This is a genomic window from Prolixibacter sp. DSM 2831, from assembly GCF_056493735.1.
In genome coordinates this window covers 2,291,059-2,313,602 of record NZ_CM151379.1, presented here as the reverse complement: position 1 = coordinate 2,313,602, position 22,544 = coordinate 2,291,059, and the positions used below count along the sequence as shown (strand labels likewise).

Here is a 22,544-nt window from a genome sequence, read left to right as displayed (position 1 = left end):
CAGGTACGACGCTCACGCAGAGCGGCAGCACCTGGGTCTGCACCTCGGCGCAGCGCTGCGCCCTCCCGCCAGGCACGTGCGGCTACGCGTACAACGCGACCGACTTCAACAACTGGTATGCCGACCCCGGTTGCGTCGACAGCTCGTCAATCGCCGCCTGCTGCCCAGTCATCGCGTACGGCATCGACGACTACTACGACGTACCGACCAACGTCAAGGTCTACTAAGAATTTTTTTTAGAAAAAATTATTATAAAAAAGAAAGGAGAATTATTTCTCGAACATTTCTAGTACTTGTTCTTTTATTCTTTTTGAATACGGTGAATTGCGAACACTCATAAAATTCTCTGAATTATATGTGTTAGAGATTATATTTCCCTCTTTTGTAATTATTGTGGCTGTGTATTTATCCTGTGGTATTGTTGCTGATTTCGTGCCGCTCTGCAAGTCTGCGAGCTTTTGTTTTGCTTCAGGGCTGCCGAACTTGTTCACATTGTCAATAATATGTTGATTATCGTACTGTGCTGCTATTTCTAAGGATAACTGATCAATACCAAAAGCCCACATACCTCCTGAGGGATCTTGCTCCTTGAGTTTTTGCGCTCTAATCTGGTATAGTTCAAAGAGTCTTTTATCAGCATCAGTAGGACTTGTTGTTGGACTTCTCATATCTAAAATTGTTTGTTGTTCCTTATCCATAACTTCGTATGGTGCTTTCGCTGATGCATTCTCTTGGTAAAGAGCGGTAAGAACTGCTGTTCCATTTCCCCAGTAATCTTTATTTACTCCCATCTCTTCGTGAACAATCACGCCATTCTCTTCTCTTTTCCCGAATTCTCCTGCTGCACTTGCATTGCTAAACCAGTAGAACAGGGTGCTGTTTGTCTGTGGAATATCTGCAACATTATCTGTTTCAATAGTCGTCCCATCCTGGTAAAAATTGTTCATGATACCATCAAGGTGTCCCCTGATCGTCTTCAACGTGTCTCTCATCGCTTGCGTTGTCTGTTCTTCAGTGAATGATCCTGCCTGATTATCATACACATCGTTCATCACGCCATGCGTCCACTCGCTAGCTTCTCCTGCCAGGTTGACTGTTTTTGGCGGTGCTGATCCCGTCGGTGCAGTGAGTTGTCCATTCACTATATTATACCCCATCAATGCCTGCATGACGAGGCTCGTGTCTATCTTTGTCGATGCTGCGCCGACCACTATGTTCTCATTGTCTGAGTCAATCACCTCTCCCATGATCGCTGGCATGTGGTCTGCGGTCCGATTGAGCATGTAGATCAGCGTCCCTCCATTTTTAGGATAATCGGTGATGGTCACTTTTCCGTTCTCGTCAGAGGTGAGCTCTTTATAGAAGCTACCATCCTCGTTCGTGATGGCGAACGGCGTATTGGGCGCTATCCTGCTATTGATATAGCTCGGGTCGTTGAGGTCATAGTTCCTCGCTTCAGCCTCGCCTGCAATGTCGATCGTCGTGAAGTTTAGCGTGAAATACTGTTGCTTTTCTTGCAGCGTGGCTTCAAGCTGATTGCCGTTTTCGTTTACCGCGAGGTCCTTGAAGACTTCCGTTTCGTATTTTGTTTCGCTGTTTGTGGGGCCGGCAAATCTGACGCTGTCGATTCGTCCGTCTTCTGGGACTGCTGCGTTCGTTGACTTGTACGTGCCGTCTTGGCCGACCGTGGCCGTGCCGATCAGTTCGCCGTCGTCGAACATCTGCATCTCTGTTCCTGCCGGTGAACTCTCGTTTCCGAAGTACCAGAATATCTTCTGGGCTACAGGCACTTTTATCAGGTTAAAATCGTGTCTGTTGCCGTTCTCGCTGATGGAAACTTTTTCTAATACCTTAGTTTGGTATTTTGTTTCATTGTTCGCAGGGCCGGTGGCTCTGACGCTGTCAGCTTGTAGGTCTGCCGGGACCTTCATGGTTCCAGTCTTGTATTTGCCGTCTTGGCCGACGGTGGCTGAGCCAATTCTTTGGCCGTCGTCGAACACTTGCACTTGTGTTCCTACTGGTGTGCTGTTATCGCTGTAAAGCCAGAACGTTTTCTCGACGGGCGTCGGTACGTCTCCGCCCTTACTGCAACTGGTAACAAAAGCTATGGCAATAATTATAACGGGGAGGAAGTAGGTGGCAAAGCGTTTCATAAGGTCAGGCGTTTTTCGGGTTGTAAGTTGGGTTACTTTGGGTTTTCAATGAGAAAGTTAACAAAAAAAGGTAAATGGGAAAAATGATGAATGACTGAGAACGGGCTGAAAGTCCGGCTAATTTCAGCCCGGCGGCAACGCCCCGGGTTGAAAGGATAACGACAATTCCCCGGCGCCCTGAAAGGGCAACTTAATCTGTCAACAGGTATTGCTCGTTATACGAAACATCCTATTTGTTCAGGAAAACGAAAATTTTATTAGATACGAATTATTCGGCAGGTGCACCATGGTGGTGACGATTGTTTCATGGTGTGTTATATTAACCTGCCCCTTCAGGGCGGTGGGATTGTTATTTACGCTAATGAACCCCAAGGCGATGCCGTTGGGCTGAAGTAAACTGTCCCTCCGGGACGAAATGGCTACGCGACCGACTTCAATAATTGGGTCGCTGATCCTGGCTGTGTCGACAGTTCATCGGTCGCCGCCTGCTGCCCGGTCATCGCGTACGGCGTCGACGACTACTACGACGTACCGACAAATGTTAAAGTCTACTAAGGATTTTTTTAAAAATTATTATAAAAAAGACAAAAATTATCTCTTAAAGAGTTGTTTTATATCATTATTGATAAAGCCAGGATACTTGTTATCTTGCAATACTTTATCAACATTTTTGTTAGTGACATATTCTCTTTTGACGATGAGCTTGTCTGGGTTTTGTTTGTCTATGAGATATGTTTTGATGGTGTATTCTCGTTGATCTCCTATGATGCTTGACTTGAGCGATCCTGACTTAGCTTGCTCCAACTGCTGTTGTGCTTCTACTGTGCCATATGTGTTGATAAAATTTTGAATATATGGGTTGTTCGCTGCCTCTTCGAAGACCCGCTGATCGATGTCCCATCCCCAGAAACCTTTTTCTGGGACGCCGTCATCAGCAAGCCTTTGCATCCTGACCTGATACCATTCAAGGTCTTGCATAGTGGCTCCAGTCACGTAATCCGGCGTTGTTTCAGGATCAAAAAGATTTAATTGTTCTGAATTCATCAACTCATAAAATCCTTTTACTGATGCTTGCTCTTGAAGTAATGCTTCAAGAATATTTTGTTTTCCATCATTCCAGAAATCCTTGTTGAAACTTATATCTGCACTTACGACTACTCCATCTTTTTCTACTTTACCAAAATAACCTAATGCTTGTCCACCATTAATAAAGAAATAACAATTAGTTTTTCCCGTTATTGGAACTGTAGATGATTTATCTGTTATGATAGTATTCCCATTTTTGTAGAAATTGTTGAGTACTGGATCCAATTTTTGTTCTCTAATACTGGTGATAGTATCTATCATCGTTTGGGATACTTGTTCATCCGTGAATTTGCTTTGTTGTTCATCCCATAAGTTCCTAAATATGACCTGGTTCATGCCTCCTGGCAGCAGATATGCTGGTTTCCAGCTACTGGTTCTCGCCTTGTCTGGTTGTGATGCGCTTATATTCCCTTGCGCATCTTCTTGATCATAACGCATGTGCAGTTTCATATTATCCTTCTTGCTCGCTGCTGCTGTCAGCGCTCCGAAGACTTCATGGTTATTGAGCGAGTCAACAACTAGTTTGAGAAGGGCTTCATGCGTCATGCTGTTCGGTTTGATTCCCACATACAGCGCTTGTATGTCTATTGGGACTGTGAGTGTAATATCAGCGTTCTCATCCGAAGTCTTTTCCGTGTAGAATGAGCCGTCCTTGTTGGTGATGAAAAGCGCCATTCCGCTCTGTTCCCTGCTCCGTATGTAATCAGGATCGTGGAGATCATAGTTTCTCTCTTCAGCCACTTTTCCTATATCGATCGTTTTGATATGAACGGTCTTTTCTTGCGGCTGCTCTTGCAGGGCGAAGTCAAACTGATTGTCATTTTCAGTCACGGCAACGTTCTTTAAGACTTTCGTTTCATATTTTGTTGCACTGTTCTCAGGGCCGACAAATTTGATGCTGTCGACCATGCCGTCATCTGGATAGTTCATACTCACTGACTTGTAGCTGTCATCATTGCCAACAATGCTCGTGCTGAGTTCTTGTCCGTTATCGAATACTAGTGCCTTTGCTTCTACTGGGGTGCTGTTTTCGCTGTAGATCCAGAATACTTTGGTTGCTGGTTCTCCCGAAATCTTTTCGAGGCTTACATTGATGGTTTTGTTGTCTGTGTTGACCGTGAAATTCTTCATGATGAATGTCTTGTAGCCGGATTTTTCCACCTTGAAGCTGTCGATATGCTCTTCGAGGTTCTTTGTCGTGAAACTGATGCCGTATTTGCCACTGCTGATAACGTCTCCCTTTGTCTTGCCTGAGTAATATGCGGTGGCTTGCGCGCCGTCAGGGCTGCTGTTGCTGCTGCTGATGCTATGGGAATAGGTCTCCTCGGCTACAGGTCCTGAAGAGTCCTGGCAACCGGAGGTAAATGCTAATGCAAAAACGATAACGGGGAGGAAGTAGGTGGCAAAGCGTTTCATAAGGTCAGGCGTTTTTCGGGTTGTAAGTTGGGTTACTTTGGGTTTTCAATGAGAAAGTTAACAAAAAAAGGTAAATGGGAAAAATGATGAATGACTGAGAACGGGCTGAAAGTCCGGCTAATTTCAGCCCGGCGGCAACGCCCCGGGTTGAAAGGATAACGACAATTCCCCGGCGCCCTGAAGGGGCAACTTAATCTGTCAACAGGTATTGCTCGTTATAAGAAACATCCTATTTGTTCAGGAAAACGAAAATTTTATCAGATACGAATTATTCGGCAGGTGCACCATGGTGGTGACGATTGTTTCATGGTGTGTTATATTAACCTGCCCCTTCAGGGCGGTGGGATTGTTATTTACGCTAATGAACCCCAAGGCGTTGCCGTTGGGCTGAAGTAAACTGTCCCTCCGGGACGAAATGGCTACGCGACCGACTTCAATAATTGGTTCGCTGATCCTGGCTGCGTCGACAGTTCATCGGTCGCTGCTTGCTGTCCGGTCATCGCGTACGGCATCGACGACTACTACGACGTACCGACCAACGTCAAGATTTACTGAACTATTATATTATTTTTCTTAGAAAAAGAATTTACTAAAAATAAAAAATTACTTTTCGAATGTCTCTCTTATCGATTGCTGATAGAGTTTCGGGATGGTCTTATCACCGAGTGCTTCCCTATAATTCTTTGGTGTGAAAACTCTTGTCGTGACATCCCCGTCAGGCATGATTGTCTTGAACGTGTAGGTAGTCTGCGGCATACTGGCGGCCTTTGTTTGTATCTCGGCGAATTTCGCCTGCGCTTCTGCACTGCCATATGTGCTGATATAATCCTGCACATCCTGGAGGTCCTTGCCTTTCTCCATCGCTATCTGACCGATATCGCCGGTACCGTTCCAGATGCCTTTCGTCGCATCTTGCTCAGACTCTTTCTCTGATCTTATGTTATACCATTCAAGGCTTACTCGGTCATTATCAGTGATGTTATCTGCTGGTTGCATGCCATCGTACACTGTTAGAGGAGGCTTGGGATCAGTAGTCACTCTAGATGATGAAACTTCATAAAACATTTCATTAGACCCAAGCTCTTGAAGAAGTGTTTTCTTAATTTCTTGTTGATCAGAAAAGATATCTTTGTTAAAAGATGCTTCTGCATGCACGACAACCCCATTGCTCTCTCTTTTCCCAAAATAACCAGCAGCCATGCCATCGGTAAACCAATATGCTAGTGTACTTCCTGTACTTGGCGTTCCCGTTAAGTCATCTGTCACCACTTCTTTGCCGTTCTTGAAGAAATTATTCATCACTTTGTCAAGAGTGTTTTTGGTACTTGTGACCATATCATCCATGTCTTGCGTCGCGTACTCATCAGTCCAGACGTTATTCTTGTTATCTCGGATCTTTTCCATTACGACATGAGTCAGTTGCCCTGCCATCCAGTTGCTCGTTCTGTTCTCATTAGCAGGTGATGCAATAAGTGTGCCACTCTCATCGATGTCGTATCTCATGTGTCCTTGGAGCAGGTTCCTGCGATCCACGCTCTTGTTGAGTGCGCCGACGTTCTCCGTGTTCTTGAGCGAGTCGAGTGCCACCGCGATCATGGCGCCGTACATCTTGTCGTCGGGGTTCATGATGTATATGCCTGTCTGTCCCATCTCTGCTTTGGGTATCTGCAGGTGGAACTTTCCGTCAGCGTCCGAGGTGACCTGTTGCCTGAAATTGCCGTCTGCCGTGAGGAAGAGGAAGGAGACGTTGCCTTCTACCCTGCTATCGATATACGCAGGGTCGTTGAGCGAGTAGTTCCTCTCGTCGGCGATCTTGCCTATCATGAAGGTCCTGCCGTCCAGCGTGATGTACTGCGGCTGCTCTTGCAGGGTGACGTCGAACTGGTTGCCGTTCTCGGTCACGGCGACGTTCTTGAGTACTTCCTTGTCGTATCCGTCCTTGCTGACGACGATGCTGTCGAGCATGCCATCCGTCGGAACATCCATGCTCGCTGACTTGTAGCTGCTATCGTCACCGACCGTGGTGGCGCTGAGCTCCTGGCCGTTGTCGAATGGTTTTACGGTCGCTCCTGCCGTGCTGTTCTCGCTGTAAAGCCAGAATATCTTGGTTGCTCCCGGAACCTTTTCGAGGTTTATGTTGACAACCTTGTTGTCCGTGTTGATCGTGAAGTTCTTCAGTACGAATCGCTTGTAACCAGATTTCATTCCGACCAGGCTGTCGATATGCTCTTCTAGGTTCTTGCTCGTGAAGCTGATGCCGAAATTCTTGTCGCTGACGATGTCTTGGTTCGACTTGCTGTTGTGATACGCTATAACTGTCATGCCGTCAGGGCTGCTGTTGCTGCTGCTGATGCTGTGGGAATAGGTCTCCTCGGCTACAGGTCCTGAAGAGTCCTGGCAACCGGAGGTAAATGCTAATGCAAAAACGATAACGGGGAGGAAGTAGGTGGCAAAGCGTTTCATAAGGTCAGGCGTTTTTCGGGTTGTAAGTTGGGTTACTTTGGGTTTTCAATGAGAAAGTTAACAAAAAAAGGTAAATGGGAAAAATGATGAATGACTGAGAACGGGCTGAAAGTCCGGCTAATTTCAGCCCGGCGGCAACGCCCCGGGTTGAAAGGATAACGACAATTCCCCGGCGCCCTGAAAGGGCAACTTAATCAGTCACCGGGTTTCATCACACTTATCGTGTAAAAACCACTTCCATAATCAATTCATAACCTCCGCCGACTACCGGATACTGCATTTTCAGGATCACTTTATCCGGCCCTTCTTTGGTAAACGTTTGTACCAGCAGCGAATCGTGCCAGTTCATGGCCAGGGTATCATCATCCAAAAACTCACAGGTAGCGCTCAAAAAATTTCCCGAATTCTCGAACCACCAGTAGCGATAAAGCTCCGTCTTTTCGTCCCACGCGAATATCCCTTTTGCTTCTCCACCCGAAGCAGTGGCATAGTCAAAAATAACGTAGCGGCTATTCATTTCCTTGGTAAACTTTCCGTTACCGGAATCCGTTCCGGCTGGGCTCAGACTGCTTTCCGGGATGTGATAAGTGAGGTTCCATTCTCCTAACAAAAAGTCAAATCGGTTCATTTTTCTGGCAGGCATACTGGATGATTTAGTTTTTCAATTGATTGTCAAGTTAGCTAAATTTCCAGCAATCTGACCTTCCCTATAGCTATAAACAAAAAGGAGCCGGATTTCCCAACTCTCTTCATTCCTTTGTCATATCTTCTCAGTGAAGCTTATGCTACCGCAGCCACCGGAAGTTCAAAGACAAAAGTGGTTCCTTTACCATAATAGACTTTAAATAAAGAAAAGCACCTCATTATAACACTACGTTATAGGAAATAACAATTTACAATTTGCATTCCTTATCCGTCAGCCTTTATTTTGTAATAGAATTTAAGACACAAAGTCAGTTGATCGACTTTGTTACCACCCGCTAACCAACCCTGTGAAATTAAATCTGCTTGCACTTAAATCGGTCATTTATCAATGACCCATGTTGAATTATTTAATTTCAAATACCATGAATCGTAGAATCGAAAAAGGAATTAAAGAGGTAGACGCGGCAACCGCCTACGAGAAAATCAAAAATGGTGCTATCTTGATGGACGTTCGCGAATGGGAAGAAATTGAGCAGGTAGCTTTTGGAGTAGAAAACACGTTGGTGATGCCCATCAGTGAGTTCGGTGCCCGGTTGGATGAAATCCCGCGCGACGTAGAGGTGATTGTCGGTTGCCGAAGTGGCTCACGTAGCTATCAGGTTACCTGGTTTTTGTCGGAGCAAAATTTCGATAATGTCATCAACCTGAAAAACGGAATCATCAGCTGGGCGCAAAGCGGACTTCCGGTTAAGGTGCGGGAAACAGCAAAATGAAATTTAAATCCTGATGGTCTAATAACATCAACTGATTCAATCATATAAATCATGATCTTACCGTATGTCTATGCCCTCTTAAGCGGATTATTATCGGGCGGCGCTTTAGGAATGACCGGTGGCGGCGGGTCTATTTTAGCCGTTCCTTTATTGGTTTATCTGGTTGGTCAGAATGTTCATTTAGCCATCGGGACTTCATTGATTGCTGTCGGTGTTACTTCGCTGATTTCTTCTGTCAGTTACATGCGACAATCGTTGGTGAAGTTTCGTATTGCCATCTACATGGCCGCGCCAGGCCTCGTCAGCACCTATTTGGGCGCTTTGCTCAACAAGCAGTTCAAAGGACCGGTTCTACTCCTCTTCTTCGCCCTGTTGATGATTTATATCGGCTTTCTGATGACCCGGAAGAAAGCAGGCAACCCGGATGCTCCAATTGAATCGGGGGGCATTAACTACTACCGGATTATCGCATTGGGCTTCGTAACCGGATTTGCCAGTGGCTTCTTTGGTGTGGGTGGCGGCTTCCTTCTGGTTCCAGCTCTGTACCTGGGTGCCCGACTGAAAATGAAAGAAGCCATCGCTACTTCCCTTTTTATCATCTTTCTATTTGGAACGTTTGGATTGGCCAGTTATCTCATTCAGGGACGGGAAGTCAATTTGCTGATGAGTGCTGTGTTTGTCGTCGGAGGTTCACTTGGCGGAATTATTGGTGCCTGGTATGCCAAACGTCTCAATCAGGCCCGGCTCCGCTACATTTTCTCCATCTTCATTATCCTCATCGGAATAGGAATATTTGCCCAAAACCTACTGAAGCTGATGTAATCCGGTTGCCCGGAATTCATATCTCATCTATTTTCTATCCATTTCCGTTCTGTGCTTTGCCCGAAAAGTCTTATTTTGACAGGCAAAACTAACGACCATTGGAACACTCACTCATCGTCAGGCGCGGAGAAGAAACCATCTTTACCAGCAACGAACACTGGCTGCATCCGCTTTTCGAACTGGAAGACTTCCTTAAAGGGAAAAACATTCCCTCTTCTGAACTTTTCGTGAATGACAAGATTGCCGGAAAAGCAGCGGCCTGTTTGATGGTTCGTCTGGGAGTCACTCGCTGCCACGTCGAACTGCTTAGTGAAAGGGCCATTCCGGTGTTCAAAAAGCACGGGGTCGAATTCTCGTACAACACGTTGGTAGAACAGATTCAGTGTCGCACGGAAGACCTGATTACCGATTCCATGAGCATTGACAACGCTTATCTTTTTCTGCGCAAGCGAGCCGGTCGGGTTCAGGGATTACCCGTCAAAATTGAGAACCTGACAGTAGACATTGGTCGTAAGAATATCCTCGAAAATTTAAGTTTAGAGCTGGGAAGAGGTGAACAACTGGTTATTCACGGTGCTAACGGTACCGGAAAAACAACATTGTTGCGGACCTTGCTCGGATTTCTTCAACCGGTGCAGGGAACCATTCGGGTAGGTGACATCGTGGTGGGCAGCAATGAATGGCGCCACAACCGGAGTCTGATTGGTTACGTACACCAGGAAAATGTGAAAAATACCTTCCCTATTTCGGCAGAAGAAGTGGTTGCCATCGGATTGAGTGAGCGGAAACTTTCGTCAAAAGAATTAAACTACCGTGTCGAACTGGCCATGCGGCGAACCGGCTGTTTTCATCTGGCCAAACAGTCGTATCACAATCTTTCTGGTGGAGAGAAACAGCGTGTTTCACTGGCTCGTTGCCTCAGTCAGAATGCCCGCGTGCTGCTGTTCGATGAACCGACTTCATTTCTCGATTCGGGTGGCAAAGGAGATTTGCTGCAGTTGTTGAGCGAATTAAGTTCGACCGAAGCACCAACGATGATACTCGTCTCGCACGAAACAGCCTGGCTCGATCAGCTGAACTGGCCACGCAAAGAGCTAAAAGGAGGTCAGCTATGTTAGAAATGCTTTCGCTCCCTCCTATTCTAAAAGGCCTGTTGGTGTTGGCTTTCGCCGGATTTACCTTTCCGGTAACCGGCGTCTATCTGCTGCGCATGAACCTGCTTCCGTTGCGCTTCATGCTGATGCACGGCGCTATTCTGGGAGGTGCCATTGCCTTGGCGATGCATTACAATCCGTTCTGGACTACTATGCTGGTTAACTTACTCATGGTCCTGTTGATGACGAAAACGTCGCGCTCCATGCAGGTCGACACAGGTCAAATCAGCATGTTCATGATGGTCATCTCCATTTCACTGGCTTTCATCTTCATCTATAAATTCAATGTCCCGGCCCAGGACACCCTCTCATTACTGTGGGGAAGTTTATTTGCACTTAGCTGGCACGAAGTAATTGGCGTATTGGCATTTTCAGGCCTTTTGCTGGCTTTTCAGTTTCAATACAGGAGAAAGCTCCGTGCCGTGTTTTTCGACCGTGAAATCGCCTTCTCTTCCGGTGTAAACGAAGGAAGATTATACTATACTATCATTCTGTTAACGGCTATTACCGTTGCTGCTGCCATGAAACTCATCGGTGCACTTCTGCTCGATGCCCTGCTTCTTTTGCCGGCATTGATCGCATCACTTCATGCCAAGAGTTTGCGCGGAGTGATCATCTGGTCGTGCCTGTGGGGCGGCATCTTTTCCCTTTCGGGATTTTTTCTCTCGCTGGCGATAGACATTCCCGCCAGTTCCGGTGTCGCACTGATGGCATCGGTGGTATTCCTGGTTATTTACCTGAATCACAAACGGTTTAAATCATAAATCAATTCACACATGAAATTTTCACCAACCCGCTATTTCCTTCTTTTGCTAACGCTGATTGTTTTTTCCTTTTCCGCGAAAGCGCAGAATGTAGTGGCCACCAACGCCTGGACAGCAGCTTTCGCTGAAGCTGCCGGGGCACAAAATGTCACTGTCCTCGCTCCTTTCAAAATGCAGCACCCTACGGAATATGAGTTACGCCCGGGCGACATTCCGCGCGTAATGAAAGCCGACCTGATTATTTACGCAGGCTACGAAACCATGCTTGACCGGATGCGCAAAGGCTTGCATGTGGATGAAAGCAAAATGCTGCAGATCGATACACGCTATGATCTGCCGACACTTCGGAAATCGATTATGAAAATCGCTGAAAAACTGGGAACTACCGAACATGCAGAAGCGAACCTCAAGCAGATAGAAACGGTCATCAACCGGGCAAAAGCAACATTGAAGCAGGACGGAATGCTCGAAGAGCCGGTTTTGGTTCATTTTTTCCAACGCCCACTGGCCAAAGAGCTCGGATTGAAGATTGCCGGCGTGTTTGGCCCGGCTCCTCCCGAAGCCCGTCAAATTGCCGATATGGCCAAAACTCATGCAGCATTAATCATTGACAATGCACACAATCCGGTAGGAAAACCGTTGCAGGAAGTACTTCCCGATGCAAGAATGGTATCGTTACTCAACTTTCCCGGAACGCATGGTACCCAAACATTAATGGATGTGATACACTACAATGTGGAGCAACTAACGCAGGTTTCATCAGACCTGAAAAAGTAGCTCATCTCCTTTCGATATTCGGATGTAATCCGTCCGGACGAAAAATTTACCATCGGATTTTTAAATAAAATTCTATTTTTGACAAAAACAGAAACTAAACTGAATTGATATATAACATGAAGAAATCACTTAGTATTCTTTTCACTCTTTTCCTGGTTAGCATGGCCGCCACGCTTTTCGCGCAGGATGTTACGGGAGTTTGGACCACCATTGACGACAAAACAGGTAAACCGAAGTCGGAAGTCAGAATCTATAAGAAAGATGGCAAGCTGTACGGCAAAATTATCAAGCTTTTCCGGGATGACCCGAATGCCGATCCGCTTTGCGATAAGTGTAAGGGAAACCTGCACAATCAACATATTCTGGGCATGCAAATCATTAACGGCCTGACGCAAAACGATGACGGACAGTGGGTCGGTGACGACGGCATTATGGATCCTGAAAACGGAAAATTCTATGATGTAAAAATCTGGCGTGAAGGCGATATTCTTCGTGTACGCGGCTACATCGGATTTCTGTATCGCACGCAGGAATGGGAGAAAAGTTGAAATAAGAAGAGAGACCTCAGACATAAGATTTTAGACATCTCTTAAAAATAATATGAAAAATCCCGGCATCAAGAGCGAGCCGGGGTTTTTTATTTGATCTTTTCTGTGACACAAATACTATGCAGCAGCCAGCTTACCTTCTTCACCAATATTTGAAGAGCGAGTAAAACCACTTTTGCTCAGCAACCAAACAATAACAAATCCCCAAACAAAGTTCGATGACGCTGTTTCGATAAAGTGAGCCAGCCGGACTTCGGGAACCATCAAAGCATTAGGCAGTAGATGTTGAGCATTCATCAGCAAAGCGAAAAGCAGTCCAACCATCAGTGCTTTCATCCACATACTACTTTTCATGGCCAGCATAACCGGAATGGCAATGGCGATCCATACCAGCCCGCGAATTATCTGCAAAAGGTGCAATTCCGAAAATACGAATGAGCCAAGTTGAGCGATAAAAGTAGGTTGTGCTTCCAGTCCATCGTACAAAGCTCTTACTTCGGGCACCCGCCAGGCAATGAAATAGCCGGCCAACTGGTACAGAAAAGGATAAATCACAATGCATAGCAGAGCAATGTTCACCCAAAACATTTTTCCAACTGCCGGTCTTTCCGGTTGGGCGCCCTCTTTTCGTTTCCAGTTCCCGGAAATAAGCACGGCCAGCGGACTCCAGACAAGGGACAGAATGATTCCGGTAAAAATCATCGACCAGGCCAGGTTGGCCGGCATTTTCAAATATCCGCCGAAAAACAATGCTTCAACAGCGCTCAGTGCAAACTGGATGACAAATATCTCCAAAGCCAATAAACCGGCCAGCTTCCACCCTTTCCAAACTGCGAAATGAATTAAAGTATACAAGAGTGATGTATGAATCAAACAAACGACGGTCATTCTCAGGAACAACTGTCCTGCATCGACTCCGGATGTACTAAGTTCGAATGGAAACAACTGGCTTCCGATTCCTAAACCGACACTCCAAATTATCTGCATTAGAATAGTCAATAACAATAGTTTACCTATTGTCACAAAAATTGTTTTCATGGTTACAAGTTTGATTAATTGGTTATGATTCAGAATTATCAGAAAGATTGTTTTCAATTTTTTGGAACACTTCCAATGTCCGGTCAAGCTCTTCATCCGAAAGGTTGCCCAGAGCCTGCACATATATTTCACCTGAAAGCATGACCAATTGGTCCTGCAAATTTCTGCCTTTGTCCGTCAGAAAAATCCGCTTGGCCCGTTTATCGTCTACATTGTCCAACCTTCGGATTAAATCGTGCTTGATCATGTTGCTGACCACGCGCGAGATGGTTGTTTTATCACGCTGGCTCCGGTCCGCCAGTTCTTTGATGCTGATTCCCTCGTTGTACCAAAGAATAGTCAATAAGGAGAACTGCTCCGGTGTAATATCCAGTTTTTCTTTACGGAAGACAGTTTCGACATGTTGGTGTACCTTCCTGGCAACGGTCCCCAACTGAAATATCAGGTTGTCATCCAATGATTTTGGAATTCTCATAGCTTTTTAGATGTATATACAACCAAATTACGACATCGAAATGAGAAAAACAAGAGTGTTAACAAAAAAAAAATCCGGCTACAAGACTGGGAGACAGCCTCGAGCCGGATATGAGCATTGATTGAGAGAGGGATTTTATCTATTCCCTGTTTCGGGCCAGAAAATATAGTGCAATAGGACGGTAAGCTGCATGCGCAAACTTCGAGAAAGCAAACAAAATAACCAGTTCCATTGAAATGATGGTGTGAATCATAAAAATCACCTGACTCAGCGTTTCACTCAGGTTAAACGAAACAGCGACCTCCATCCAGAAACCAGTTAAACCAGCAATCCAAAGGAAGAATAGGAACATCCAGTCTGCCAGCTTAGTAGCTTCATACGTTTTCGTAGGTTTGGTCATGCGATAATACATGGCCAGCGACGTTCCGTAAATCAGGAAAAGTCCGGAAACGGTACCCAGGATGCGTGATGGCAACCAGATGGTTGTTGCCGGATCTTTAAACAGGAAGTCGAGAATGGTGGCAAAGAGGAGGCCGATAAAGCCCCACATGATTGACCAGTGCACAAACCACGGACGAACCAGGTTGGGTTTCGTACTCCAGTATTCTCCCTCATCGGTTGAACACTTTTGATATCGTCCCATAGTTCCAATCTCGGTCAGTACTTCGCCAATCGACTGAAAAACTGATTTTTTGGTTTTATTTGAGTCTGTACTGTGTTTACGGTTCAGTCTCCGACTCATACTGAAAATGCCCAGAAGAGCCGTTAATCCTGTAAAAGAAAAGACAATCAGTCCCATCAGGTGAATGACGGCATAAGGCATCCAGCTGAAAATCCAGCGCGAAACCGTGAAGTCCGGCTTCATGGTCAGCAAAAAGAAACCCAGAATCGTTGCCAAAACGAGGGTTAGCAGGATGGAAAACGGATTGCTTTTGAAAATGAGCTTCGTGATACCTGAGGGCTCATAGTTCGCAATTGCATAGCGGCGCAAACCGGCCATCAATTCACCCGGGTCGGCCTGACGCGGACAAGTTGCCGAACAATCGCCACAATGGTAACACATCCAGAGCTCCTTGCTGCTCAGAATTTCTTCTTTCATTCCCAGCATGCTGTAGCGTATCATCATTCGCGGAAAACTGGCATTCTCTTCGGTCAGGCTGCAAACGGCCGTACAATTACCGCAGTTGTAGCAGGCGCTAAAATCGACAGCTCCGTATTTTGCTATATCTTTTGCCAGTTTTGGATCTACCTTTGACATAAGTGCTTAGTTCTTTTGATTCAAGTGATAGTAAAAATACTCGTCCATGTCATCGATCTCACCGGTCACTACATCACCATACTTTCGCATCGACATCACATAATAGGTCGCTTCATGGGCGGGAAGTTCAGTTGCCTTAGCGATTTCGGGAATGGTTTTCGGCCCTTCCTTCAATGCATCCTTGATCAACTTCTTCATTTTATTGTAGTGCTTGATATTGGCTTTCACCTCCTCCGAAACCGTCCTTTTTTCCTTCATTATCTTGACGGTACGTTGTTTCTCTTCTGCCATTTTATCAGGTATTAAAGAGTTTACAATTGGGTTAATATTCACTCTCCGTGAGCGCATCAATCATTCCTTCTATCTCGGAATTGGTATAGCCTGAAAGCTCGATGGCATCAGTCGGACAAACCGGCAGGCACATTCCACAGCCTTTACAGTTCGATTCATTCACTTTCGCAACCTTCTTGCCGTTCTCTTCCACAAACTCGAAAGCACCGAACGGACAAGCAGCAGAACAGCTGTCACAAACCTCGCATTTCTCCGCATCGACCTTAGCCATAATGGGCTCCAATGTGATTTCCCCACGCTTCAGCAACGAATAAGTCTTAGCTGAAGCGGCCAGTGACGATTTCACCGTTTCGGTTATATTCTTCGGTCCCTGGCAAACGCCGGCAATCAAAACACCATCGATGGTCGTTTCCACCGGACGCAGTTTGGGGTGAATTTCGTTGTAGAACTTATCACGGCCGTGCGGAAGTTTCAGTGTATCGCCAATGGCATCATCCTTCCGGGGTGTCATACCGGTCACCAGAACCACCAAATCAGGTTCGATTTCCAGCTCTTTTCCGGCAGTCAGCAGGTCATTCACCTTAACAACTGTATGTTTTCCATTAGAACTAACTTCGGGGAAAGTGTCTTCGGTAAACTGAATGTAGATATCGCCGTTTTTGGATGATTGCTCATACAACACTTCCTGTTTTCCGTATGTCCGGATTCCGCGATTAATGTGGTAAACCGTCATATCCGGCACTTTTTCCCGCACTTTAATCGCACTGTGAACAGCCGATGTACAGCAGTAACGCGAGCAATATTTATTTTCGCCATTCGGCTGACGACTTCCCACGCAATAGATATAAGCCATGCTCCGGATTTTCTTTCCATTGATGACCAAATCCTTACCATTGCTGAGTTCCAGGTGACGCTCCAGCTGTGGTAACGTGATGACATTGTCGTAATCGCCGTAACCGAATTCCGATTTCTCCGGCTCATACGGGTCAAATCCCGTGGTAATCATCAACGAGCCGGCTTGAAGCGTGATACGCTCTTCTTCCAGGTTCAAATCGATGGCGTCACTTACTTCGGCGCATTTACCGCACTTGGTACAGGTAGCTGCGTCGATGGCAGCGATTTCGGGGAACTGGCCGGGATGAAAGTTCATCAACGCCTTGCGGTTGGTTAAACCGAAGTTAAATTCATCGGAAACTTCTTCAGGACAAACCTCAATCGCTTTCTCAATTGTCGAAGCATCAGCGTCTTTCTTCACTCCTCGTGAAGTGATTTTCACTTCAATCTCGAAGTTACCAACACTCCCCTTCTTGGAAACAAGTTCGGCACCAGTGAACAGATTGATATTCTGACGCTTCTTTACTTCCTGATAAAGATTTTCTACAACTGATTTTCCGGTTTCTCCCGGAAGGAAAAGCTTGCCCCACTGCGAGGTACGACCACCCACATAATGTGATTTTTCAATCAAATACACCTGCGAGCCCATATCGGCCAATTCGATGGCAGCTTTCATACCCGCTACACCGGCACCAACAACGGCTACCACATTCTGAGCAGAAATGGAAACCGGGTCCATCGCTACTGAGTGTGAAACCCGCTCAACGGCAGAACGCACCAGCGAAATAGCTTTCTCGGTGGCTCCTTTCTTGTCGTCAGAGTGAGCCCAGGAGCTTTGTTCCCGGATATTCGCGTGAACGTAGTTGTGCGGATTGAGTCCAGCTCGTTCGGCAACTGATCTGAATGTTAAGAGGTGCAGCTTTGGAGAGCAGGATGCCACTACAATGCCGTCGAGCTCCAGATTTTTGATATCCTCAGCGATTTCCTTCTGCGAGGAATCGGCACAGGCAAAAATGGTATGCTTGGCAATGGCAACGCCTCCCATCTTTTCAGCTTCTTCTCTGACCTTATTGACATCAATAACGTCGGAGATATTACCGCCACAATGACAAACGTATACGCCAATCTTGTTCTTCATGCGAAAATATATTGATTGTCAGGAAATAGCCCCAACAATATTTAATTCATTATTCAAGTAAATCAATCTTACCACCACTGAATCAAATCATTATTCAGTCAATGCAAGATAGCTGGCAGCTTCGGACGACGCCGAGCCGGCTGAAAGAATTGAGTCCGGAATGTCCATCGGGCCGGAAGCTGCTCCTGCCACAAACACACCGTCGATGTTGGTCATGGCCGGACGTTTCAGTTCATCAATTTGCTTCACGTAGCGATAGTCATCGAATTCCAGCTTCTGTGTTTTGAAAACCTGTCCGATTTCATCGTTGGCCAGAATACCTACCGAAAGGACAACCATATCGTGCTCGACCTCCTTCACCTGACCTGTTTCAATATCATCGTACCTCAAAACGAGGTTTCCGTTTTCCTTTTCTGAAATTTTGCCGATTTTCCCTTTTACGAACTCAACGCCCATTCCTTTGGCTGTTTCATAGAATTCGTTGAATCCCTTACCAAACGATCGAATGTGCAGGTAATAAATGGTCACATCGGCCATAGGCAATGCTCCCATCAGCAATTGAGCCTGCTTGATAGAATACATGCAGCAAACCTGCGAGCAAATCGGGTTACCAACCGTATGGTCACGCGAACCGGTACAAAGTACGTAAGCCAGGTTGTCAGGCATTTTGCCGTCACCCGGACGTAAAATCGTATTGAAAGGACGTGTAGGGGCTAATTCACGCTCCATCTGCATGGAGGTGATAATATTTTTGTATCTGCCGTAACCGTAACGCGGCATTTTAATCGGGTCAAATAATTTGTACCCGGTAGCAACCACTACACTCTTAAATTGATAGGTCTTCTCTTCCGGCTCCTGTGAGAAGTCAATGGCATCAGCCGGACAAGCCCGTTCGCAGGCACCACACAACGAGCAGTTTTCGATATCGATGGCAGCAATACGCGGGTTCGCGATACTGAATGGAACAAACACCGCTTTCCGGCCAACCAGATTGAACTGGTACTGATCCTTCACCACCACCGGGCAAACCGGCTCACATTCCTGACACCCCGTACAAGCGTCTTCCTTCACATAACGGGGTTGGCGTAAAATACGCGCTTCAAAATTCCGTTCGCCTTTCTTTTCGACTCCTTTCACTTCACTACCGGTAAAGATGGTAATGTTGGGATGCCGGGCCGTTTCCGACACTTTGGGTGTGGTAATACACGCTGCACAGTCGAGTGTAGGAAAAACCTTGCTCAGCAGAATCATTTTACCGCCAATCGAGAGTTCCTTCTCCACCAACAGCACCTTGTAGTCCATTTTGGCCAGGTTCAGCGCTGTCTCTTCACCGGCGATTCCACCACCAATAACCAGTGCGTCGTATGATAAAACTTCGTTCTCCATGTTACATTTCTATTGTAAAATATTCCGGTTACGCCGGTACTTTGGAAAGGGCTTCGTAAAACGATTTCATGTGTTTTACGAATGGCTCGGCACATACCGAACACAAGGCAGCCATTTTCAGCCGGGCCGGTTCAATCCCCTTTGCTTTCATCATCTCGTGTGTCTGGGCAATAATCGCCGCGGTTTTGTCCACGCAACTTTCACCGTATGAACAGTCGGTCCCGTCGGCTGCAATGAAAACACCGTCAAAGCCCTGCTCAAAGGCATGCATAATCCAGCGGGATTTAACGGAACTTGAACATCGTAACGGAATGGAATAAATGGTTGGCGGGTAGTGCATTTTCAACAACCCCGCGAGATCAATCGCGGGGTCGGAAATCTTTTCCGTTGAAAACACTAAAATTTTAGGAGCTTTATTCGCCATTTTAGTTTTTCGTTTTTTTTAAAGCTTACGCTTTGCGCAGATAAATTTTGAAAAAGCCTGATTCTTCAACGGTTCCCATGTATTCATGGCCTTTTTTACTTGCCCATTTGGGAATATCCTTCTTGGTACCTTCGTCGGCTGACAATATTTCCATTACCTGACCTGAAGTGATTTCGGCGATGGCTTTTTTTGCGGCCAACAGCGGGCCGGGACAAGCAGTACCACGAGCATCAACAACTTTGTCTGCCTGAATGGCAACTAATTCTTCCTGTGACATAACTTTGAGTTTTTATTATATGAATAACTGAATAGCACTCTCTTCCGCGTCAGCGAGATAGGTTCCAACCCCGCAGTAATTCAGGTTCGGATAATCAATCATCTCATCCTTACTGAGTCCCATCAGGTCCATCGACATCTCACAAATGTTGATCTCGACACCCAACTCTCCCGCGGTTTTTAGTAAATCATCCAGAGAGGCTACATTCTTTTTCTTCATTAATGACTTGAGCATGGATAATCCGGCTCCGGCCATGTTCATTTTCGAAAGCTTCACGTTCGAAGTCCCCCTGGGAAGCATGGCTCCGAACATTTTAGACGTCAACTCTTTCTTCTTTGCCCTTTTCTCTTTATCGCGCAAAGCGGAAATGGCCCAGAAGGTGAAGAAAAGTTTGACTTCCATATCCATGGCTGTAGCACCGGTAGCAATAATCATCGCAGCTAAAAGCTTATCGAGTTCACCCGAAAAGACGACCATCGAAAGCTGGTCTTTCTTCTTGGTGGCTTCGAGCTGCTTGATCCGGCGCTCCAGTTCCAGTATTTTCTCTTCAGCAACTAATTCCATCTCTTATATAAATAAGTGTACGTCTGATTCCTGGGCAGCGGTGATGTATTCACTGATTCCCACGATATCGTCGACTAATTCATTAAAATCCTCCATTTTCTCAGCTCCCCAGATTTTTCCGGCCAAACCGCAAACATGAATTTTCACGTTTGAAATCTCTTTGGCATCGCGGAAAAACTCCAGCCAGGGATTGACATTCAGCTTCTTCAACGAATCCAGGAATTCCTGTTTCAGCTGAGGATTTTCAGCCATTTCCAGTTTTGTTGCGTCTGCAGCTACATCTTTTCTGAAGGCACGCGCTCCTTGCAGAAGCACGTAAATATCGACATCCATGTCATCGGCTGCTGCACCCGTCAGTACCACGCCAGCTGCAGTGAGCTTATCGATACTTCCGGAAAAAAGCGCCATGGTCATTCTTTTAGGCATGATTCTCTTGCTTTAATAATTATGTAAACATTGACATATTAACAGGGGTAAAAGTATAGACATACGAAGTAGGTTGAAAAGAAATCGGTGTGAGGTTTATTTTGTTTCGGTGTGACATCGATCACATTTTTTGCTAAATTTGGCGTCAATAAGGTTTAGCAATAGTATTTATTACCATGAGTCAGTGTCTGTGCCTGAATTGTAAAGTACGTTCGGCGGCAGCAAACCACCTTTCGATAGATGAGCTTGATCTGCTGGGGAAACGAAGTGTCGAAGTCGAGTTTGACAAAGATGAAGTCATTTTTAAGCAGGATGCATTTGCCAGTAATATTGTGTACCTGCGCGAAGGGATCGTCAAGCTGGTCATGCGGGGACACAACCGCGAGCAAATCCTGAAAGTAGTAAAAGCCCCCACCTACCTGGGCATTCCAACCACCATCGGCGACAATGTAAATAACTATTCAGCTGTTGCACTTACGCCGGTATCGTGCTGTTTTATTGACCGGGCGACTTTCAAAAATTTTGTGGAATCAAACGGGAAGTTTGCTTACGAAATACTGACCACCATCAGCAAGATCGAACTCCGACAATTCCAGAATTGTGTCAACCATATTCAAACGCAAGTGACAGGCCGTGTTGCCGGCATGTTGCTCGATTTCTCCAAAAATCTTTACGGCAGTAATCACTTTCAGTTGACCCTGACCCGCAATGATATGGCCGATTTGTTGGGAACCTCCAGGGAAACCGTTAGTCGTATTTTGACTGATTTCGTAACGGAAAAACTGATTGAGGTGCACGGAAAAGACATCACCATACTGAATGACGAAAGGCTGGAGAAAATCAATCTCGCCGGTTAGTTCTCACCTATCTTTTTGTCGATTACGACATAAATTCCTTCAAAAGAGTCCTCTAATTAACGCAGCTTAACAAAATATAGCAAGCTTTAAGACTTCTGCGTCCGTCATTTTTTTGCCCCACTTGTTCAATATAGCAAAACACAATGCCCTTGCGGGCAGAATGCAAATATGATGGACTCAAAAATTCAGATATCATGAAAAAGAACGTCTTAACGCTTCTCGTCATGCTCATTATCATGACGTTTGGCACTTCTGCGATGGCAAGCACAAACAGTATCAAAAGAGCGCAAAAAGATACGCTCTCATCAATGATGTACCCGCCTCACATGATGGGACCAGGTGTGATGCAACCCGACATGATGCGCGCCCACCAAATGATGCACCATGGCCGTGGCCTGATGATGTCACGGTATCAGGGACCGTCCTACCCGAAAGTGATGAAACCTTATTTATTCATCGTGAATCAAATACCGGAATTGCGCATGGAGCTTTCTCTTTCCGACAAGCAATATGAAGAACTGGTAGACCTGCGAACAGAGTACCTGCAGAAAAAGGATGGACTGGAAGGTGAACTCAGCAAAATGAATCAGTTGTTACACAACGAATTATTGAATAACACAGCCAATAAAGCAGTGAAAGAGCAACTCAGCTCAATAACCGAAACAAAAGCCAGTGTGATGATGGCTGCCTATTCGACGGTTCAAAAAATGAGGAACGTGATGAAACCCGAGCAACAGAAAAAGCTCGACCACATGATTTCCAAAATGCTAAACAGAAGAAAAGCAAATCGTAATGACCCCACGTTTTATCAGAGGCCATACTATGAATAAAATTAGACAATGATTCCGGCCACTGGTTGTACATCCCGGCAGTATGTTTCTCATAGAAGCATCTGTCGGGATTTTAATTTCATTGAAGATGTTGTGGATACGTCCGAAAATCAATCGCTTAGAAAACTGCGAACGGGATAATCAA

General features: G+C 45.9%; 22 protein-coding genes. 8 read left to right on the top strand and 14 right to left on the bottom strand.

The window, feature by feature from the left end; translation table 11 throughout:
* Positions 1-269 precede the first annotated feature (269 nt).
* From AC060N_RS09305 to AC060N_RS09290, 4 genes are all read right to left on the bottom strand, one after another.
* Positions 270-2,153 carry a hypothetical protein gene (locus tag AC060N_RS09305; RefSeq protein WP_479526854.1) on the bottom strand — a complete coding sequence of 628 codons (1,884 nt, stop codon included), beginning with the start codon at positions 2,151-2,153 and terminating at the stop codon, positions 270-272.
* A 591-nt stretch (positions 2,154-2,744) separates the two neighbouring features.
* Positions 2,745-4,655, bottom strand: coding sequence for a hypothetical protein (locus AC060N_RS09300; RefSeq protein ID WP_479526853.1), 1,911 nt, complete (start codon positions 4,653-4,655; stop codon positions 2,745-2,747).
* Between the two features lie 603 nt (positions 4,656-5,258).
* Complete coding sequence (locus AC060N_RS09295; protein ID WP_479526852.1) at positions 5,259-7,118, bottom strand: hypothetical protein; 1,860 nt, start codon at positions 7,116-7,118, stop codon at positions 5,259-5,261.
* Positions 7,119-7,335: 217 nt separating this feature from the next.
* Positions 7,336-7,761 carry a hypothetical protein gene (locus AC060N_RS09290; RefSeq protein ID WP_479526851.1) on the bottom strand — a complete coding sequence of 142 codons (426 nt, stop codon included), beginning with the start codon at positions 7,759-7,761 and terminating at the stop codon, positions 7,336-7,338.
* A 424-nt stretch (positions 7,762-8,185) separates the two neighbouring features.
* On the opposite strand from AC060N_RS09290, the gene AC060N_RS09285 reads away from it, so the two are divergent.
* From AC060N_RS09285 to AC060N_RS09260, 6 genes are all read left to right on the top strand, one after another.
* A complete protein-coding gene (locus tag AC060N_RS09285; RefSeq protein ID WP_479526849.1) occupies positions 8,186-8,536 on the top strand; it encodes a rhodanese-like domain-containing protein in 351 nt (116 codons plus the stop codon).
* A 51-nt stretch (positions 8,537-8,587) separates the two neighbouring features.
* Positions 8,588-9,358 carry a sulfite exporter TauE/SafE family protein gene (locus AC060N_RS09280; RefSeq protein WP_479526848.1) on the top strand — a complete coding sequence of 257 codons (771 nt, stop codon included), beginning with the start codon at positions 8,588-8,590 and terminating at the stop codon, positions 9,356-9,358.
* Between the two features lie 98 nt (positions 9,359-9,456).
* Complete coding sequence (locus AC060N_RS09275; protein WP_479526847.1) at positions 9,457-10,476, top strand: DUF1893 domain-containing protein; 1,020 nt, start codon at positions 9,457-9,459, stop codon at positions 10,474-10,476.
* Positions 10,470-11,276, top strand: a complete 807-nt coding sequence (locus AC060N_RS09270) for a metal ABC transporter permease (protein ID WP_479526846.1) — start codon at positions 10,470-10,472, stop codon at positions 11,274-11,276. Before AC060N_RS09275 ends, AC060N_RS09270 begins: the two co-directional genes overlap by 7 nt.
* Before the next feature lie 12 nt (positions 11,277-11,288).
* Positions 11,289-12,053 (top strand): metal ABC transporter substrate-binding protein, encoded by a 765-nt coding sequence (locus tag AC060N_RS09265; protein ID WP_479526845.1) that lies wholly within the window; start codon positions 11,289-11,291, stop codon positions 12,051-12,053.
* A 116-nt stretch (positions 12,054-12,169) separates the two neighbouring features.
* Positions 12,170-12,601, top strand: coding sequence for a DUF2147 domain-containing protein (locus AC060N_RS09260; protein ID WP_463232652.1), 432 nt, complete (start codon positions 12,170-12,172; stop codon positions 12,599-12,601).
* 117 nt (positions 12,602-12,718) lie between these two features.
* Here the strand turns inward: AC060N_RS09260 and AC060N_RS09255 are convergent, their stop codons facing one another.
* From AC060N_RS09255 to AC060N_RS09210, 10 genes are all read right to left on the bottom strand, one after another.
* Positions 12,719-13,639: a hypothetical protein gene (locus AC060N_RS09255; RefSeq protein ID WP_479526844.1), complete on the bottom strand. Its 921-nt coding sequence runs from the start codon at positions 13,637-13,639 to the stop codon at positions 12,719-12,721.
* A 22-nt stretch (positions 13,640-13,661) separates the two neighbouring features.
* Positions 13,662-14,114 (bottom strand): MarR family winged helix-turn-helix transcriptional regulator, encoded by a 453-nt coding sequence (locus tag AC060N_RS09250; RefSeq protein WP_463232648.1) that lies wholly within the window; start codon positions 14,112-14,114, stop codon positions 13,662-13,664.
* A gap of 139 nt (positions 14,115-14,253) precedes the next feature.
* On the bottom strand, positions 14,254-15,372 hold the full coding sequence (locus AC060N_RS09245; RefSeq protein ID WP_106543619.1) for a 4Fe-4S dicluster domain-containing protein: 1,119 nt from the start codon (positions 15,370-15,372) through the stop codon (positions 14,254-14,256).
* Between the two features lie 6 nt (positions 15,373-15,378).
* Positions 15,379-15,663, bottom strand: a complete 285-nt coding sequence (locus AC060N_RS09240; RefSeq protein ID WP_106543620.1) for a hypothetical protein — start codon at positions 15,661-15,663, stop codon at positions 15,379-15,381.
* A gap of 31 nt (positions 15,664-15,694) precedes the next feature.
* A complete protein-coding gene (locus AC060N_RS09235) occupies positions 15,695-17,635 on the bottom strand; it encodes a CoB--CoM heterodisulfide reductase iron-sulfur subunit A family protein (protein WP_479526843.1) in 1,941 nt (646 codons plus the stop codon).
* A gap of 90 nt (positions 17,636-17,725) precedes the next feature.
* Positions 17,726-19,021 (bottom strand): CoB--CoM heterodisulfide reductase iron-sulfur subunit A family protein, encoded by a 1,296-nt coding sequence (locus tag AC060N_RS09230; protein ID WP_106543622.1) that lies wholly within the window; start codon positions 19,019-19,021, stop codon positions 17,726-17,728.
* A gap of 28 nt (positions 19,022-19,049) precedes the next feature.
* Entirely contained in the window at positions 19,050-19,445 is a 396-nt protein-coding gene (locus AC060N_RS09225) for a hydrogenase iron-sulfur subunit (protein WP_106543623.1), read from the bottom strand.
* Positions 19,446-19,470: 25 nt separating this feature from the next.
* Complete coding sequence (locus AC060N_RS09220) at positions 19,471-19,722, bottom strand: sulfurtransferase TusA family protein (RefSeq protein WP_479526842.1); 252 nt, start codon at positions 19,720-19,722, stop codon at positions 19,471-19,473.
* 15 nt (positions 19,723-19,737) lie between these two features.
* Positions 19,738-20,286: a DsrE/DsrF/DrsH-like family protein gene (locus AC060N_RS09215; RefSeq protein WP_479526841.1), complete on the bottom strand. Its 549-nt coding sequence runs from the start codon at positions 20,284-20,286 to the stop codon at positions 19,738-19,740.
* Positions 20,287-20,289: 3 nt separating this feature from the next.
* Positions 20,290-20,712, bottom strand: a complete 423-nt coding sequence (locus tag AC060N_RS09210) for a DsrE family protein (protein WP_479526840.1) — start codon at positions 20,710-20,712, stop codon at positions 20,290-20,292.
* A 176-nt stretch (positions 20,713-20,888) separates the two neighbouring features.
* Here AC060N_RS09210 and AC060N_RS09205 point away from each other — a divergent pair, with 176 nt between their 5' ends.
* On the top strand, positions 20,889-21,569 hold the full coding sequence (locus AC060N_RS09205) for a Crp/Fnr family transcriptional regulator (RefSeq protein WP_479526839.1): 681 nt from the start codon (positions 20,889-20,891) through the stop codon (positions 21,567-21,569).
* Between the two features lie 194 nt (positions 21,570-21,763).
* Positions 21,764-22,399, top strand: a complete 636-nt coding sequence (locus tag AC060N_RS09200) for a Spy/CpxP family protein refolding chaperone (protein WP_479526838.1) — start codon at positions 21,764-21,766, stop codon at positions 22,397-22,399.
* Positions 22,400-22,544: the final 145 nt, after the last annotated feature.

Excerpts from the sequence above, each read along its gene's own strand:
- AC060N_RS09305 (WP_479526854.1), bottom strand. The coding sequence starts at position 2,153 with ATGAAACGCTTTGCCACCTACTTCCTCCCCGTTATAATTATTGCCATA.
- AC060N_RS09300 (WP_479526853.1), bottom strand. The coding sequence starts at position 4,655 with ATGAAACGCTTTGCCACCTACTTCCTCCCCGTTATCGTTTTTGCATTA.
- AC060N_RS09295 (WP_479526852.1), bottom strand. The coding sequence starts at position 7,118 with ATGAAACGCTTTGCCACCTACTTCCTCCCCGTTATCGTTTTTGCATTA.
- AC060N_RS09290 (WP_479526851.1), bottom strand. The coding sequence starts at position 7,761 with ATGCCTGCCAGAAAAATGAACCGATTTGACTTTTTGTTAGGAGAATGG.
- AC060N_RS09285 (WP_479526849.1), top strand. The coding sequence starts at position 8,186 with ATGAATCGTAGAATCGAAAAAGGAATTAAAGAGGTAGACGCGGCAACC.
- AC060N_RS09280 (WP_479526848.1), top strand. The coding sequence starts at position 8,588 with ATGATCTTACCGTATGTCTATGCCCTCTTAAGCGGATTATTATCGGGC.
- AC060N_RS09270 (WP_479526846.1), top strand. The coding sequence starts at position 10,470 with ATGTTAGAAATGCTTTCGCTCCCTCCTATTCTAAAAGGCCTGTTGGTG.
- AC060N_RS09265 (WP_479526845.1), top strand. The coding sequence starts at position 11,289 with ATGAAATTTTCACCAACCCGCTATTTCCTTCTTTTGCTAACGCTGATT.
- AC060N_RS09260 (WP_463232652.1), top strand. The coding sequence starts at position 12,170 with ATGAAGAAATCACTTAGTATTCTTTTCACTCTTTTCCTGGTTAGCATG.
- AC060N_RS09255 (WP_479526844.1), bottom strand. The coding sequence starts at position 13,639 with ATGAAAACAATTTTTGTGACAATAGGTAAACTATTGTTATTGACTATT.
- AC060N_RS09250 (WP_463232648.1), bottom strand. The coding sequence starts at position 14,114 with ATGAGAATTCCAAAATCATTGGATGACAACCTGATATTTCAGTTGGGG.
- AC060N_RS09245 (WP_106543619.1), bottom strand. The coding sequence starts at position 15,372 with ATGTCAAAGGTAGATCCAAAACTGGCAAAAGATATAGCAAAATACGGA.
- AC060N_RS09240 (WP_106543620.1), bottom strand. The coding sequence starts at position 15,663 with ATGGCAGAAGAGAAACAACGTACCGTCAAGATAATGAAGGAAAAAAGG.
- AC060N_RS09235 (WP_479526843.1), bottom strand. The coding sequence starts at position 17,635 with ATGAAGAACAAGATTGGCGTATACGTTTGTCATTGTGGCGGTAATATC.
- AC060N_RS09230 (WP_106543622.1), bottom strand. The coding sequence starts at position 19,021 with ATGGAGAACGAAGTTTTATCATACGACGCACTGGTTATTGGTGGTGGA.
- AC060N_RS09225 (WP_106543623.1), bottom strand. The coding sequence starts at position 19,445 with ATGGCGAATAAAGCTCCTAAAATTTTAGTGTTTTCAACGGAAAAGATT.
- AC060N_RS09220 (WP_479526842.1), bottom strand. The coding sequence starts at position 19,722 with ATGTCACAGGAAGAATTAGTTGCCATTCAGGCAGACAAAGTTGTTGAT.
- AC060N_RS09215 (WP_479526841.1), bottom strand. The coding sequence starts at position 20,286 with ATGGAATTAGTTGCTGAAGAGAAAATACTGGAACTGGAGCGCCGGATC.
- AC060N_RS09210 (WP_479526840.1), bottom strand. The coding sequence starts at position 20,712 with ATGCCTAAAAGAATGACCATGGCGCTTTTTTCCGGAAGTATCGATAAG.
- AC060N_RS09205 (WP_479526839.1), top strand. The coding sequence starts at position 20,889 with ATGAGTCAGTGTCTGTGCCTGAATTGTAAAGTACGTTCGGCGGCAGCA.
- AC060N_RS09200 (WP_479526838.1), top strand. The coding sequence starts at position 21,764 with ATGAAAAAGAACGTCTTAACGCTTCTCGTCATGCTCATTATCATGACG.